General features: G+C 64.0%; 15 protein-coding genes. 6 read left to right on the forward strand and 9 right to left on the reverse strand.

Annotated features, from left to right (window positions below; genetic code table 11):
- The first annotated feature begins 58 nt into the window (after window positions 1-58).
- Window positions 59-235 (forward strand): hypothetical protein, encoded by a 177-nt coding sequence (locus AC1DZ5_RS15410; RefSeq protein ID WP_477890563.1) that lies wholly within the window; start codon window positions 59-61, stop codon window positions 233-235.
- 42 nt (window positions 236-277) lie between these two features.
- The gene (locus AC1DZ5_RS15415; RefSeq protein WP_477890565.1) at window positions 278-577 is read left to right on the forward strand and encodes a flagellar basal body protein; all 300 of its coding nucleotides are present in this window, start codon (window positions 278-280) and stop codon (window positions 575-577) included.
- Window positions 578-633: 56 nt separating this feature from the next.
- Here the strand turns inward: AC1DZ5_RS15415 and ruvC are convergent, their stop codons facing one another.
- The 8 genes from ruvC to AC1DZ5_RS15455 all read right to left on the reverse strand — a co-directional run bounded on the left by ruvC (window position 634) and on the right by AC1DZ5_RS15455 (window position 7,910).
- Window positions 634-1,182, reverse strand: coding sequence for a crossover junction endodeoxyribonuclease RuvC (gene ruvC / locus AC1DZ5_RS15420; RefSeq protein WP_477890567.1), 549 nt, complete (start codon window positions 1,180-1,182; stop codon window positions 634-636).
- Window positions 1,183-1,222: 40 nt separating this feature from the next.
- On the reverse strand, window positions 1,223-2,212 hold the full coding sequence (locus tag AC1DZ5_RS15425; protein WP_477890569.1) for a phosphatidate cytidylyltransferase: 990 nt from the start codon (window positions 2,210-2,212) through the stop codon (window positions 1,223-1,225).
- Window positions 2,213-2,214: 2 nt separating this feature from the next.
- A complete protein-coding gene (locus tag AC1DZ5_RS15430) occupies window positions 2,215-2,826 on the reverse strand; it encodes a lysophospholipid acyltransferase family protein (RefSeq protein ID WP_477890571.1) in 612 nt (203 codons plus the stop codon).
- 322 nt (window positions 2,827-3,148) lie between these two features.
- Window positions 3,149-3,880, reverse strand: coding sequence for a monofunctional biosynthetic peptidoglycan transglycosylase (mtgA, locus tag AC1DZ5_RS15435; RefSeq protein ID WP_477890573.1), 732 nt, complete (start codon window positions 3,878-3,880; stop codon window positions 3,149-3,151).
- Window positions 3,877-4,737: an energy transducer TonB gene (locus AC1DZ5_RS15440; protein WP_477890575.1), complete on the reverse strand. Its 861-nt coding sequence runs from the start codon at window positions 4,735-4,737 to the stop codon at window positions 3,877-3,879. Before AC1DZ5_RS15440 ends, mtgA begins: the two co-directional genes overlap by 4 nt.
- On the reverse strand, window positions 4,734-6,785 hold the full coding sequence (locus tag AC1DZ5_RS15445) for a ribonuclease catalytic domain-containing protein (protein ID WP_477890577.1): 2,052 nt from the start codon (window positions 6,783-6,785) through the stop codon (window positions 4,734-4,736). The genes AC1DZ5_RS15440 and AC1DZ5_RS15445 overlap by 4 nt, the downstream gene beginning before the upstream one ends.
- Window positions 6,786-6,846: 61 nt before the next feature.
- The gene (locus AC1DZ5_RS15450; RefSeq protein ID WP_477890579.1) at window positions 6,847-7,281 is read right to left on the reverse strand and encodes a group I truncated hemoglobin; all 435 of its coding nucleotides are present in this window, start codon (window positions 7,279-7,281) and stop codon (window positions 6,847-6,849) included.
- A gap of 35 nt (window positions 7,282-7,316) precedes the next feature.
- Window positions 7,317-7,910, reverse strand: a complete 594-nt coding sequence (locus AC1DZ5_RS15455) for a YqiA/YcfP family alpha/beta fold hydrolase (protein ID WP_477890581.1) — start codon at window positions 7,908-7,910, stop codon at window positions 7,317-7,319.
- A 32-nt stretch (window positions 7,911-7,942) separates the two neighbouring features.
- Here AC1DZ5_RS15455 and rodA point away from each other — a divergent pair, with 32 nt between their 5' ends.
- From rodA to AC1DZ5_RS15475, 4 genes are all read left to right on the forward strand, one after another.
- Entirely contained in the window at window positions 7,943-9,097 is a 1,155-nt protein-coding gene (gene rodA / locus AC1DZ5_RS15460) for a rod shape-determining protein RodA (protein WP_477890583.1), read from the forward strand.
- 1 nt (window position 9,098) lies between these two features.
- Window positions 9,099-9,983 (forward strand): NAD(P)-dependent oxidoreductase, encoded by an 885-nt coding sequence (locus AC1DZ5_RS15465; RefSeq protein WP_477890585.1) that lies wholly within the window; start codon window positions 9,099-9,101, stop codon window positions 9,981-9,983.
- Window positions 9,980-11,440, forward strand: a complete 1,461-nt coding sequence (gene tldD / locus AC1DZ5_RS15470; protein ID WP_477890587.1) for a metalloprotease TldD — start codon at window positions 9,980-9,982, stop codon at window positions 11,438-11,440. Before AC1DZ5_RS15465 ends, tldD begins: the two co-directional genes overlap by 4 nt.
- Before the next feature lie 209 nt (window positions 11,441-11,649).
- Window positions 11,650-12,780, forward strand: coding sequence for a 3-deoxy-7-phosphoheptulonate synthase (locus AC1DZ5_RS15475; protein ID WP_477890589.1), 1,131 nt, complete (start codon window positions 11,650-11,652; stop codon window positions 12,778-12,780).
- 8 nt (window positions 12,781-12,788) lie between these two features.
- Here AC1DZ5_RS15475 and mpl read toward each other — a convergent pair whose 3' ends face one another.
- On the reverse strand, window positions 12,789-14,273 hold the full coding sequence (gene mpl, locus AC1DZ5_RS15480; RefSeq protein WP_477890591.1) for a UDP-N-acetylmuramate:L-alanyl-gamma-D-glutamyl-meso-diaminopimelate ligase: 1,485 nt from the start codon (window positions 14,271-14,273) through the stop codon (window positions 12,789-12,791).
- Window positions 14,274-14,361: the final 88 nt, after the last annotated feature.

Raw genomic sequence — 14,361 nt, forward strand, 5'->3', positions numbered from 1 at the left:
AGGGGGCTAACTCGCCTTGGGGCGGCCCGGCGGCGAGTTGCTCGCGTGAGCTAGGCACATGCTGCTATTTCGCTGGCTGATCATGCTTTGCCTGCTGGGCGCGGCCGTGTGCTTCGCGTTCTATGTTGGCACCGGCCACCCGCGCTTCAAGCGCTATGGTTGGATGACGCTGAAATGGACCCTGCTTGCGGCAGGGGGATTTTTCACGGTGCTGATTCTGGAGCGGGTTGCATAATAGGGGCAGCTGCTTCTGGCTCCGCCGCGAAAGGATTGCCGCATGAACTCCTTGTCTTCCATTGCCCTCTCGGGAATGAACGCGGCCCAAACCAAGCTCGATACCACGGCCCACAACGTCGCCAACCTGGCCACCGAAGGGTTCAAACGCCAGGAAACCGTGCAGACCGAGCAGTCGGGTGGCGGCGTGACCGCCTCGGTGCGCCGGGCCGAAACCGCGGGCAATGCGCTGGAGACCGATGTGGTGTCGCAGCTGCAGGCCAAGCACAGCTTCATGGCCAATCTGGCCGTCTTCAAAACCAGCAACAAGATGGCCGGCGCCCTGCTGGACACCAAGGCCTGATTCACACCAGGCAGTCCTGCCTGCTTGGGCAAGCCATTCCACAGAATTTCGGTAGCTTAGTGGCTGCGCCCCGCGCGGTAGGACGACTTGCCGTTGCCTCCCAGACCATCGGCCGCGGCCAGCCTGGCCATCGCCTTGCCCGCGTGCGCGTGGGTGATGGCCAGGCCCAGCGCATCGGCCGCATCAGGCCCCGGCAGGCCGGGCAGGCTCAGCAGGCGCTTCACCATCTCCTGGATCTGGTCCTTGTGCGCGCGGCCATGTCCGGCCACGGCTTGCTTCATTTGCAGCGCGGTGTACTCCGCTACCGGCAGGTTGGCGGTGACGAGTGCGGTGATCAGTGCACCACGCGCCTGGCCCAGCAACAGCGTGGACTGCGGGTTGACGTTGACGAACACGATCTCGATAGACGCGCAGGTGGGCTGGTAGCGCTCCACGACTTCGCGGATGCCGTCAAACAGCACCTTCAGGCGCTCGGGCAGGGCGCGCGTGTCCAGGTGTTGTGTGCCTATGGTGCCGCTCGCCACATAGCGCACGTCGGCGCCCACCACGTCCACGATGCCGAATCCGGTGGTGCGCAGGCCGGGGTCTATGCCAAGAATTCGCATGCTATGGTTTTAGTAGCTACTCGCGCAGGTTCCACGGGGGCTAGAGGTCAAAATACCACCTGGCCGAATGGAAGAAGACCGGTGCAGCAAAGCACAGCGCGTCCACCCGGTCCAGCAGGCCGCCGGCACCCGTGACGCCCGTGCCCTCGTCGCCCCAACTCGGAATGCCGCGGTCGCGTTTGAGGGCCTTCATGACAAAGTGCCCCATGGAGCCTGCCACGCAGGCAATGAAGCTGAAGGCGAATGCCGTGCCCGGTACCCAGGGTGTGATGCCAGCCAACGCAGCACCAAACACGCTGGCCACGCCAATGCCAATCCACCAGCTGGGCCAGTTGAAGCTGCGGCTGATGGCGGGCGCCACGGGCGCGCGCTGCAGCTTGCGCGAGACCAGGTGCTGCACGGCCATGCAGGTCTGCACCACCAGCACCAGAAAGAAGACCATGAAGGCGTTTTTGTTGTTGTAGTGGGGGAAGTTCAGCATCAGCAGCGCAGGCACGTGGCTCATGCCGTAGATGCAGACCATGATGCCCCATTGCAGCTTGGCATTGCGCTCCAGAAAGCGCAGCGGGTCGTTGGCCAGCGCGCTGGTCAGCGGCAGCGCCAGAAACACAAACACGGGGATGAACACGGCGAACATGTCAAAGTGTTCGGTGCCCACCAGCCAGTACTGGATCGGTAGCACCACAAAGAAGGCCAACACCAGGCTGCGGTGGTCACCGCGGCGCGTGGGGGACAGCGTCAAGAACTCGCGCAGCGCGAAGAAGGACACGAGGCCGAACAGCGTGAGCGCCACCCAGTCGCCCGCCACCCAACCGATCCAGAACACAAACATCATGAGCCAGCTGGTGCGGATCACACCGTCCAGGTTCTTCAGCTCCTTGCGACGCAAATCGCCCGCGTCGTCATCGCCGTGCTCGCGCAGGGACAGCACCAGGGACACGCAGCTAGCGAGGAACAGCAGTCCGAACACGATGAAGAACAGCGCGCCGATCTGCTGCGTGGCGGTCAGGTTTTTCAGATAAAAGTACATGGCTATACCTCGCGCAGGGCCATCACGGCGTTGCGGGCCCGGTCCAGAAATGCACGGCGCTCCTCGCCAGCTTCCACCTGCACGGGCGCCCCAAAGGTGACCGAGCACAGCACTGGCACCGGCACTACCTCGCCCTTGGGCAGCACGTGCTGCACGTTGTTGATCCACGCGGGCACCAGCACCACGTTGGGAAACTTGGTGGCCAGGTTGTACAGCCCGGCCTTGAAGGCCTGCGGCTCCTCAAAGTGGCCACGCGTGCCTTCTGGGAACAGAATGATCGAATCACCATTGGTGAGCGCTTCGATCAGTGGCTCCAACGGGTCTTCCACCGCACTGCGGTCGCGCGAGACGTAGATGACGTTGAACACTTCGGTGGTGAGCCATTTCTTGAATGGCGTCTTGGTCCAGTAGTCTTTGGCGGCAATGGCGCGGGTGATGTGGCGCAGCTCCCGTGGCAGCGCGGCCCAGATCATCACCAGGTCGGCGTGGCTTTGGTGGTTGGCAAAATAAATGCGCTGTTCGGCCTTGGGCGGGCAGCCGTGCCAGCGCGCCTGCGCACCGGTCAGCACCCGGATCAAACCGAGCAAAAAGAAACTCATCATCTTGGCTAGCATGGCGGGGATGATACCTACCGAATACCGGTGTGGAGCTGCGGGTTTTCTCTCTCGCTGGCTCCGGCGGGCGGGGTGCTCTGCTCCGTTCGTGTCCCCCGGGCCGTGAGGGCCCTCCTCCTTGACCTCACTGCGCAGAGCACCCCACCCACCGGAGCCGAGTTTTTGATGCGTGAGGCACACAATCCGAGCAGAGGAACAGGGGTGAGCACCAAAGCGAGGTCAAGGAGGAGGGCCCTCACGGCCCGGGGGACACGAGCGGCGGGGCTCACCCCTGGTCAGCTGCGGGCGAGTACCAACACGCCACGCGTACAAACGTTCCGACTTAAGGAAGCTGTGCGTCCGACATCCGCGCCACAATCGTCCCCGCACGGCTGGCCAGGTAACCCGAGTTGGGAACCTTCTCAAAGTACTTGGGCCGCGGCAACATCACGGCCAGACGTGCGGCCTCATAGGCCGTGAGCTTGCTGGCGGGCTTGCGGTAGTAGTGCTGGGCGGCAGCCTCTGCACCAAACACGCCTTCTCCCCACTCCACGCTGTTGAGATAAATCTCCAGAATGCGCTCCTTGCTCAGCAAGTGCTCCAGCAACAGCGTCAACACAAACTCCTGCCCCTTGCGCACCAGCGTGCGTTCGCCTGACAGAAACAGGTTCTTGGCCAACTGCTGCGTGATCGTGGAGCCCCCCACAATCTTGGGCGGCTTGGCCGGGGCCTTGCCGGTGGGGGCGCGCAACTCGGCGCGCTGCTCGGCCTTGGCATTTTTGGCCCAGGCTTTTTCCAGCGCTTCCCAGTCCACGCCATCGTGCTGGCTGAACCCGTCGTCTTCCGATGCAATCACTGCCCGCTTCAGGTGGTCGGAAATCTGGGCGTAGTCCACCCACTCCTGGCGCCAGCGCAGCTCGCCCTTTTCGGTGGCGACGCGCCAGGCCTCGGAACGCTCGAATGCCGTACTCTGCGGCGCCACCACGGCCATGGCGGCGATGCGCGCCACAAAGTACAACTGTAGCCCTACGAGGGCCACGATGCACAACACCAGCCAACGCAGTACCTGCTTCATTGCGAGGCCGACACCTTGGCTTCCAGCGTTTCCTCGCGCGTGAACTTGAAGCGCGACACCACCAGGATCTGGTCTGCCTGGCGGCGCATGGGCGTGCTGAAGGTGCCAAAGGGTCCGGCCGTGCGGGCAATGGCTTCGGCCTGCTTGTCCAGCGTGGGGTTGCCCGAGCTTTGCACCACCTCAGTGGCGAGCACGCGGCCGTCATAGTTGACGGTGACCACCATGGTCAGTTCGCCATAGAGTTTCTTGCCACCCTTTTGCGGAAAGTTCTCGGTGCCCCGGTCTTCAATCGCACGACGCAGCGCGTCGTAGTACACGGCGTACACCTCTTCGCGCACCGCGGGGCTTACATAGCGCTTCTTGGGCCGCGCGTTTTCCATGTTGATGCGCCGCTCAATCTCGGCCAGCAGCTTGATGAGTTGCTTGCGCTTTTCTTCGCGGTCGGCCTGCTCGGCCTTGTTGGCTTGCTGGCTGGGGTCGGGTGGGGGCAGCGCGGCCAGCAGGTTTTTCACCTGGGCTAGTAGCAGATTTTGTTGCTCCTGCAGGGTCTGCAGTTTCTGGGCCGATTCTTCCTGGAGCGAGTCGCCCACGTCCATCAGCGCAGATGGCGGTAGCGGGCTGGTGGCCCGGCCTTTTTCCACATCACCACCACCGGCCATGCTGGTCTGCGCGATGGCCTGGGCCTTGTCGGGCTTTTCGTTGCTCTTGGCATTCACCAGAATCACTTCCAGCGGCTTGTCCTCAAAGACGCGGTTGAACGCCTCGGGGTCCACAAAGCGCACGGTCAAGAGCACCGCGTGCACCGCGATGGATGCACCCAGGGCCCATTGGAGTGTGGTGATGTTGCGCAGCTTCACGAAGCAGAATTATCGCTGCCGCCCTCAGGCGCGTCGCTCACATCCACGGCAATGGCAATCGGGCCGGCCACTTCGTCGTCGTCGCCTTCGTCCTCTTCAGGCGCCGGGGTGTCAGCCGGCACGTCCAGCCGCTCCGCCACCGTGCCGTGCACGTCCAGCGTGATCAGGTCCATCTCGCCCAGCTTGATGCGTACCTTGGCGTTGCGCGGCATGCCCTGCGCGCCCATCACGGGCAGCACCAGCGGAATGTCGTCGGCGCGCACCATGTTCTCCTTGAACACGGTGGCCACCAGTTCGGTGATGCCGTGCTGCTGCACATAGCGCAGGGTCCAGAAGCGCTCCATGGCGCCCTGGTAGCCGTTGTAGGCGCTGTACGCGGTGTCAAACGCCGAGATGATGGCAAACAGTTCGGCGTCCTTGGGCTTGAACGGCGCGACGAGCGCCGCGGTCTTGCCGTGGCGTGCGCAGGCCATGATCTGCCACTGGTTCACTAGGTCGGTGTAACGGCGCAGTGGCGAGGTCGCCCAGGCGTAGCTTTTGACGCCAATGCCCGCATGCGGCAGCGCCTTGGTACCCATGCGAACCTTCACGCCGGGCGCCAGGCTGGCCTGGCTGCGGTAGATGGCGGGCACGCCCATCTCGGCCATCAGGTTGCCCCAGGTGCTGTTGGCCAGGATCATGGCCTCGGCCACGATCAGGTCCAGGGGCGCACCGCGCTGGCGGATGCTGATCAATACCGTTTCGTCGCCCTGCGGCTCCGTGCCGTTGTTGCCCTGCAGGCGGAAGTTGTAGTCCGGCCGGTTGAAGGTTTCGGGTTTGCCGCGCACCACCTCGCGTTTGGCCTTCAGGTCGCGTGCCAGGCGGTATAAAAATGATAGCTGCTCGCGCAATGCTGGCAGGGGCTGCGGCGTGATTTCATGTTCAAACGCGGGGTCCAGCAGCCAGGGCTCGGTGACCACGGCGTCGAGCTGGTCGTGGCGCAGGTTGTGGGCAATCGGCACGCGCTCCAGCTTGGTCTCGCTGCCTCTGATCTCCAGCGTGGCTTCATCCAGCGTTACATACAGCGACAGGGCCGGGCAGTCGCGCCCTTCCTGCAGGGTGTAGGTCTGCACCACGTCGTCTGGCAGCATGGTGACCTTGTAGCCCGGCATGTAGACCGTGGACAGGCGCGCGCGGCCCAGCACGTCGATGGGGCTGCCGGGCTGGACGGCCAGGCCGGGCGCCGCAATGTGCACGCCAATGGTGACCGTGCCGCTGCCAAGCCTTTGCACGCTCAAGGCATCGTCAATTTCGGTGGTTTGCGAATCGTCAATCGAATAGGCCTGCACCGGTGCCAGGGGCAGTTCGTCCGCAACGGGCGGCGCGGTGATCGCAGGAAAACCGGTGCCCTTGGGGAAGTTCTCCAGCAGAAAGCGTTTCCAGTGGAACTGGTAGGGCGAGGCAATGGCCCCGGCCTTTTGCAGCAGTTCCAGCGGCGCGGTGTGCGTGGCGCGGCTGGCCTCGACCACGGCCTTGTACTCGGGCGCATTTTTGTCGGGCTTGAACAGAATTTTGTAAAGCTGCTCCTTGATCGCGTCGGGGCAGGTGCCCGTGCCCAGGTCGGTCGCCCACTGGGCGATCTGCTCGGCGATCACACGCTTTTTCTCAATCGCGGCCAGGGCCTGCGCAATGATGTCGGCCGGGGCTTTCTTGAAGCGGCCCTTGCCCGCGCGGCGGAAGTAGTGCGGCGTGTCGAACAGTTTGAACAGCATGCCGGCCTGTTCGGTCAGCGTGGCGTTGGCCGAGAAGTAGTCCTTGGCGAGGTCGGCAAAGCCGAATTCTTCATCCGGGGAGAACTCGTAGGCCATCTCCAGCTCAATCGCCTGGGCCTGGCTCTGGGCGGCCGCGATCAACTCCGCCGGGGCGGGTTTCTCGAATTTGATGAGGATATTGGCGCTCTTGACCTTGACGCGCTTGCCGGAATCCAGCTCCACCTGTGCAGAGGCTTCCGCCTCCGACAGCACCCGACCGGCCATGAACTTTCCGGCTTCTTCAAACAGTACAAACATAGGGGAGTGATTGTCCCCGCAAAACGCCCCGGCTTCGGCCGTGCATCTGTATCCGTGCGAATCAGGGTTTTTCGATGATGTCAGGCGCCATGGGGCCCAGCGCGCCCAGCAGCTCTTTCTGCTCCGCCGCGGGCACGTTGTATTTGTTGAGCACCGCGACCAGGTGGCCCACCAGGCCGTTGAATTCTGCCGTGGTGATGCCCAGGCCCTTGTGCACCAGCTTCATGTTATCGCCCTTGTAGACGCAGGGGCCGCCGCTGGCCTGGCACACCTGTTCTGCAATGCTGGCCTTCAGCGGGGCCAGTTTCACACCCTCGAACGTGCGTTTGGTGGCCGGGTCCGCCACCGTGCGGTCAATCATCTCGGACACCACGGCGTCAATGGCGGGTTTGCCACCCAGGCGGGTGTACAGGCTGGGCGGCGGTGGGGTGGCGCAGCCGGCCAGTGCCGCCACGGTAGCCAGGCCCAGCAACAAGCGGGAAAGGGGGGAGGTCATGGGGCGTCCTTTCGGGGGTGTCGGGTGGAACCAGCTTACTCGAGGCCCATAAACCGTAGCAGTTCAGTCAGGTGATCGTCAAAGTCGCTCAGTGCATGGTCGCCGCCTTCGAGCAGGCGCATGGGGCTGACGGCATAGCGCGCGTGCATTTCGCGCCAGTCCAGCACCTCGTCGCCCTTGGCGATGAAGGCCAAATACCGATCTGGGTGGGCCAGCGGGCCGCAGGTCAGGGCACTCAGCTCGTCCACATACTCGGGCCGGAAGAAAAAGCGCTCCTCCGGGGCGTGCCAGCTGGTTTGCTCGCCGATGTACTTGGCCAGGTCGCGCGCGGGATCCACGGCTGGGTTCACCAGCACGGCACGGCACCCCGTGTGTTCGGCCACATGGGTGGCATAAAAACCGCCCAGGCTGGAGCCCACCACCGCCATGGTCTCCCGCGGCCAGGCGGCAATGCCCTCCAGCAGCAGCTCCATCGCCGCCTTGGGGGAAGGCGGCAGCTGCGGGCACCACCAGTGCACCTGCGGATGGTGGGCCGACATGTGGGCGGCCAGCGTACGTGCCTTCGTGGACTGCGGGGAGGAGCGGAAACCGTGCAGGTAAAGCAGGTGGGTGATGCGGGATGAAGCCATAGGGCCATGATAGTTGGCGGGATAATTCGGGGATGTCGTACCAATTCGGAAAAGTCCCCCTGCGCCACCGCATTGCGCCCTGGTTTGCGGGTTTTGACGGGCCGCTGGCGTTTGCCGTGTTCCTGCTGGCCTGCGCGGGCATGCTGACCATGTACTCCTCGGGCTACGACCACGGCACCCGCTTTGAGGACCATGGCCGCAACATGCTGATCGCCGCCACCATCATGTTTGTGGTGGCGCAGATCCCGCCCCAGCGCCTCATGGCCGTGGCCGTGCCGCTGTACACCGTGGGCGTGGCGCTGCTGATTGCGGTGGCCCTCTTCGGTATCACCAAAAAGGGCGCGCGGCGCTGGCTCAATGTGGGCGTGACCATCCAGCCTAGCGAGATTCTCAAGATCGCCATGCCGCTGATGCTGGCCTGGTGGTTCCAGAAGCGCGAGGGCCAGCTGCGCCCGCTGGACTTTGGCGTGGCCGGCATTCTGCTGGCCGTGCCCGTGGGCCTGATCATGAAACAGCCCGACCTGGGCACCGCGCTCTTGGTGCTGGCCGCGGGCCTGTCGGTCATCTTCTTTGCCGGCATGAGCTGGAAGCTGGTGATTCCGCCTGTGGCTATTGGCCTGATAGGCATTGTGCTCATCGTGTTTTTTGAACCGCAGCTCTGCGCCGATGGTGTGCGCTGGCCCGTGCTGCATGACTACCAGCAGCAGCGCATCTGCACCCTGCTGGACCCCACGCGCGACCCGCTGGGCAAGGGCTTCCACATCATCCAGGGCATGATTGCCATTGGCTCGGGCGGCGTCACCGGAATGGGCTTCATGAAGGGCACGCAGACCCACCTGGAGTTCATCCCCGAGCGCACCACCGACTTCATCTTTGCGGCTTTTTCCGAAGAATTTGGCCTGATCGGCACGCTGGCGCTGATCTCGGCCTTCATCTTTTTGGTGCTGCGCGGCCTGGCCATTGCGCTGGAGGCGCCCACGCTGTTCTCACGCCTGCTGGCCGGAGCGGCGACCATGATCTTCTTCACCTACGCCTTTGTGAACATGGGCATGGTCAGCGGCATCCTACCCGTGGTGGGCGTGCCCTTGCCTTTCATCAGCTACGGCGGTACCGCCATGGTGACGCTAGGGCTGGCGCTGGGGATCTTGATGTCGATTTCAAACTCCAAGCGGCTGGTGCAGAGCTGAGATGGCCTTCAGCGTTGGAATAGTGGGTGTCGGCAATATGGGCGGGGCGATGGCGCAGCGCCTGTGCAGCCTGGGTTGGGCGCCGTGGGTGCATGACATTGACGCCTCGAAGACCCAAGGTTTAGTGCCTTTCGGGGCTCTAGCCCCCGTCGATATTGCGCAAGCAGCTACTAAATCAATAGCAACCATCGTCTGCGTGGTGGACGCCGCACAGACCCGCGACGTGCTCTTCGGCCCCCAGGGCCTGGCGCCGCACCTGCCCGTCGGCCATGTCGTGCTGCTGTGCCCCACCATTGCGCCGCAAGATGTGGAAGAAGTTGCCGCCCAACTGGCCGAGCGCGGCATTGCCACCATCGATGCGCCCATGTCCGGCGGCCCGGCGCGGGCGCGGGACGGCCGCATGAGCCTGATGGTGGCGGGCGAGGATGCCGTGGTGGAGCGCTGCCAGCCGCTGCTGGACGCGCTCTCGGGCAAGGTGTTTCGCATCAGCCAGCGCGTGGGCGACGGTGCGCGCACCAAGCTGGTCAACAATCTGCTGGCGGGCATCAACCTGGTGGGCGCTGCCGAAGTCATGGCGCTGGCCGGCCGTATGGGTCTGGACCTGAACCGCACCCTGGATGTGGTCGAGCAGTCCAGCGGCCAGAGCTGGATTGGCAGCGACCGCATGCGCCGCGCCATTGCGGGCGATTTGGCGCCGCGCGCCCATATGACGCTCTTGGCCAAAGACACGCGTCTGGCGCAGGAGGCCGCGGCGCACGCCGGTTTTGCCGGCCCGCTGGGCGCCCATGCCAGCGCGGTGTTTGCCGCCGCAGTAGCCGCAGGGCTGGAAGGGCTGGATGACGCGGCCCTGCTGGAGTTTCTGCAGCGGCCTAAAATGGCCCCATGATCTCTCGCGAACCCACCATCGAACGCCTGGCCACGGCCAAGTCCCTGCTGCTGACCCCGTTTGGGCTGGATGAGAGCCATCTCACCAAAGCCTTGAACGAAATCAAGGCGCACCAGGTGGACGAGGCGGACCTGTACTTCCAGTACACCCGATCCGAGGGCTGGAGCCTGGAAGAGGGCATTGTGAAGACTGGCTCCTTCAGCATCGACCAGGGCGTGGGCGTGCGTGCGGTGAGCGGCGAGAAAACCGCCTTCGCCTACTCCGACGACATTTCCGAGGCGTCCCTGCTGGACGCGGCGCGCACCGTGCGCACCATCTCCAGCGCGGCCCAATCCAAGCGGACCAAAACGCCGAGTACCAAGATTGCCGGCAGCCGCAAGCTGTACCCCGGTGTGGACCCGATCTCCACGCTGGACAGCACCACCAAGGTGGAGCTGCTGGGCAAGGTAGAAAAACTGGCCCGTGCCAAAGACCCGCGCGTCATCCAGGTGATGGCTGGCCTCGCCAGCGAGTACGACGTGGTGATGGTGGCGCGCGCCGACGGCACCATTGCCGCCGATGTGCGCCCGCTGGTGCGCCTGAGCGTGACCGTGATTGCCGAGCAAAAGGGCCGGCGCGAAGTCGGCTCCAGCGGCGGCGGCGGCCGTTTTGGCCTGGCCTACTTCACCGATGCGCAGATTGAAGAGTATGTGAACCAGGCCGTGCACGCGGCGCTGACCAACCTGGACGCACGCCCCGCACCGGCCGGCGAGATGACCGTGGTGCTGGGTTCCGGCTGGCCTGGCATCCTGCTGCACGAGGCCATTGGCCACGGGCTGGAAGGCGACTTCAACCGCAAAGGCAGCAGTGCTTTCAGCGGCCGCATTGGCCAACGCGTGGCCGCCAAGGGCGTGACCGTGCTCGACGACGGCACCATTGCCGACCGCCGCGGTTCGCTCAATGTGGATGACGAGGGCAATGCCAGCCAGCGCAATGTGCTGATCGAAGACGGCATCTTGAAGGGCTACATCCAGGACAGCATGAACGCCCGCCTGATGGGCGTGGCACCCACGGGCAATGGCCGACGTGAAAGTTACGCCCATGTGCCCATGCCACGCATGACCAACACCTACATGCTGGGCGGCGACAAAGAGCCTGAAGAAATCGTCAAGAGCATCAAGAAGGGCCTGTACGCGGTCAACTTCGGGGGCGGCCAGGTCGACATCACCAGCGGCAAGTTCGTGTTCTCGGCGTCCGAAGCCTACTGGGTGGAGAACGGCAAGATCCAGTACCCCGTCAAGGGCGCCACGCTGGTGGGCAGCGGCCCGGACTGCCTGAAGCGCGTCTCCATGATCGGCAACGACATGAAGCTCGACAGCGGCGTGGGCACCTGCGGCAAGGAAGGCCAGAGCGTGCCCGTGGGTGTGGGCCAGCCCACCTTGCGCATCGACGGCCTGACCGTGGGCGGCACCGCCTGAAACGGGCTGTCCGGGCCGTGTCAGAAACCTGTGCTACATTGAGCCCCATGCATTCCGCACGTTTCTTTTTTTGGTTCTCACGCACATCCGGCGGTCGAGAGATCTGAACGTACCCAAAAGAAACGTCCTGAATCTTCCAAAAAACCGCCGGCACCCCCGGCGGTTTTTTTATGCCTTTTTCTCTTTAACTTTGACCTCAGGAGCGACCCATGAACGCAAAAGCCACGGCTACCGGTGACTGGTACGGCCAATCCCACCCCGCCGACCGCACCAGCAAGACCGACGACGAACGCATCAAGGACATCACCGTGTTGCCACCTCCTGAGCACCTCATCCGCTTCTTCCCCATCCGCGGTACGCCGGTGGAGACCCTGATCACCGACACCCGCGGTGCCATCCAGAACATCATGGCCGGCAAAGACGACCGCCTGCTGGTCATCATCGGGCCCTGCTCCATCCACGACCCGGTGGCCGCCCTGGACTACGCGCGCCGCCTGAAGGTCGAGCGCGAGAAGTACAAGGACACGCTAGAAATCGTGATGCGTGTGTACTTCGAAAAGCCCCGCACCACCGTGGGCTGGAAGGGCCTGATCAATGACCCCTACCTGGACGAGAGCTTTCGCATCGACGAAGGCCTGCGCATTGCACGCCAGCTGCTGATCGAGATCAACCGCCTGGGCCTGCCCGCGGGCAGCGAGTTCCTGGACGTGATTTCTCCCCAGTACCTGGGCGACCTGATCTCCTGGGGCGCGATTGGCGCACGCACTACCGAGAGCCAGGTGCACCGCGAGCTGGCCTCCGGCATCTCCGCCCCCATTGGCTTCAAGAACGGCACCGACGGCAATATCAAAATCGCTACCGACGCAATCCAGGCTGCTGCAGGTGGTCACCACTTCTTGTCGGTTCACAAAAACGGCCAGGTGGCGATTGTGCAAACCAATGGCAACCCGGACTGCCACGTCATCCTGCGCGGCGGCAAGACGCCTAACTACGACGCCGCCAATGTGGCCGCCGCCTGTGCCGACCTGGCCAAGGCCAAGCTGCCCCAGACCCTGATGGTGGACTGCAGCCATGCCAACAGCAGCAAGCAACACGAGAAACAGCTGGACGTGGCCAAGGACATCGCCGGCCAGATCCGCGGTGGATCGAAGAGCGTGTTCGGCGTGATGGTGGAAAGCCACCTGAATGCAGGCGCCCAGAAGTTCAGCCCTGGCAAGGACGACTCCAGCAAGCTGGAATACGGCAAGAGCATCACCGATGCCTGCCTGGGTTGGGACGATTCGATCGAATCGTTGGACGTGCTGTCAGCGGCCGTAAAGGCCCGCCGCGCACTGAAATAAGCGCGGGATCAGGCGGCTTGCAGCAATGTGAGCAGTTTGGCGTGGATGCCGCCAAAGCCCCCATTGCTCATGCACAGAATGTGGTCGCCGGCACGCGCCTGCCCCACTACCTGGCGGGCCAGATCGTCCACGGAGTCTGACACTGCTGCGCGCGCGCCCATGGGGGCCAGCGCTTCCGCTGCGTCCCACCCCAGGCCACCGCTGTGGCAAAACGCCAGGTCGGTTTCTTCCAGGCTCCAGGGCAACTGGGCTTTCATGGCACCCAGCTTCATAGTGTTGGAGCGCGGCTCAAACACCGCCAGGATGCGGGCGGCGCCCACTTTGCGGCGCAGGCCGTTGACGGTGGTGTGGATGGCGGTGGGGTGGTGGGCGAAGTCGTCGTACACGGTGACGGGCTCGCCGCCGGCGGCCAGCGTTACCTGGCCGCGCACTTCCATGCGGCGTTTCACGTTCTCAAAGCTAGCCAGCGCCTTGGCAGCCACGGCAGGGCTCACGCCCACATGCTCGGCCGCGGCAATGGCGGCCAGCGCGTTGAGCTGGTTGTGCACGCCGCCCAGGGCCCATTGCACCTGGGCCACCGGTTGGCCTTGGTAGTGCACGGCAAAGTCATGCGGTTCGCCCACGGCGGTGAAGTCGCTGACTGCGGCGCCAAAGCTGCGCACTTCGCTCCAGCAGCCCTGGTGCAGCACGCGGGTCAGGCTTTCTTCCAGCCCGTTCACCACCACGCGCCCGGTGCTGGGCACGGTACGCACTAGATGGTGGAACTGGCGCTCAATGGCGGCCAAGTTATCAAAGATGTCGGCGTGGTCGAATTCGAGGTTGTTGAGCACCGCGGTGCGCGGGCGGTAGTGCACAAACTTGCTGCGTTTGTCGAAGAAGGCGGTGTCGTATTCGTCTGCCTCAATCACGAAATACGCTGCTCCGGGGGGGCGGTTGGGCGGCAGAGCGTTCTGCTTCGTGTCCCCCGCCCGCTTTGCGGGCTCCTCCTTGACCTGCGCAGAACGCTCTGCCGCCCAACCGCCTAAGCGTGCGGAGATACCGAAGTTCATAGGTACGCCGCCGACCAGGAAGCCGGGTTGCAGGCCAGCGCTTTCCAGAATCCAGCTCAGCATGGCGGTGGTGGTGGTTTTGCCATGGGTGCCGGCCACGGCCAGCACGTGGCGGCCCTGCAGTACGTGCTCGGCCAGCCACTGGGGGCCGCTGGTGTAGGGGGCGCCGGCGTCCAGAATCGCTTCCATCAAAGGGAACTTCGGCGTGCCGTCCGCCAGGTGCGCGCGGCTCACCACGTTGCCGATGACGAACATGTCGGGTTGGAGCGCCATCTGGTCGGCGCCAAAGCCTTCGATCAATTCAATGTCCAGGGCGCGCAGCTGGTCGCTCATGGGGGGGTAGACGCCTGCGTCGCAACCGGTGACACGGTGGCCGGCCTCGCGGGCCAGGGCGGCCAGACCGCCCATGAAAGTGCCACAAATGCCAAGAATATGAATATGCATGGGCTTATTTTACGTGCCCTGCATAGCCCAAATTCTGAAGCCTTTTAGGCCTCTAGCCCCCGTGTAATCTGCGCAAACAGCTATCAAA

This window comes from Rhodoferax sp. P1_F3, assembly GCF_056405715.1.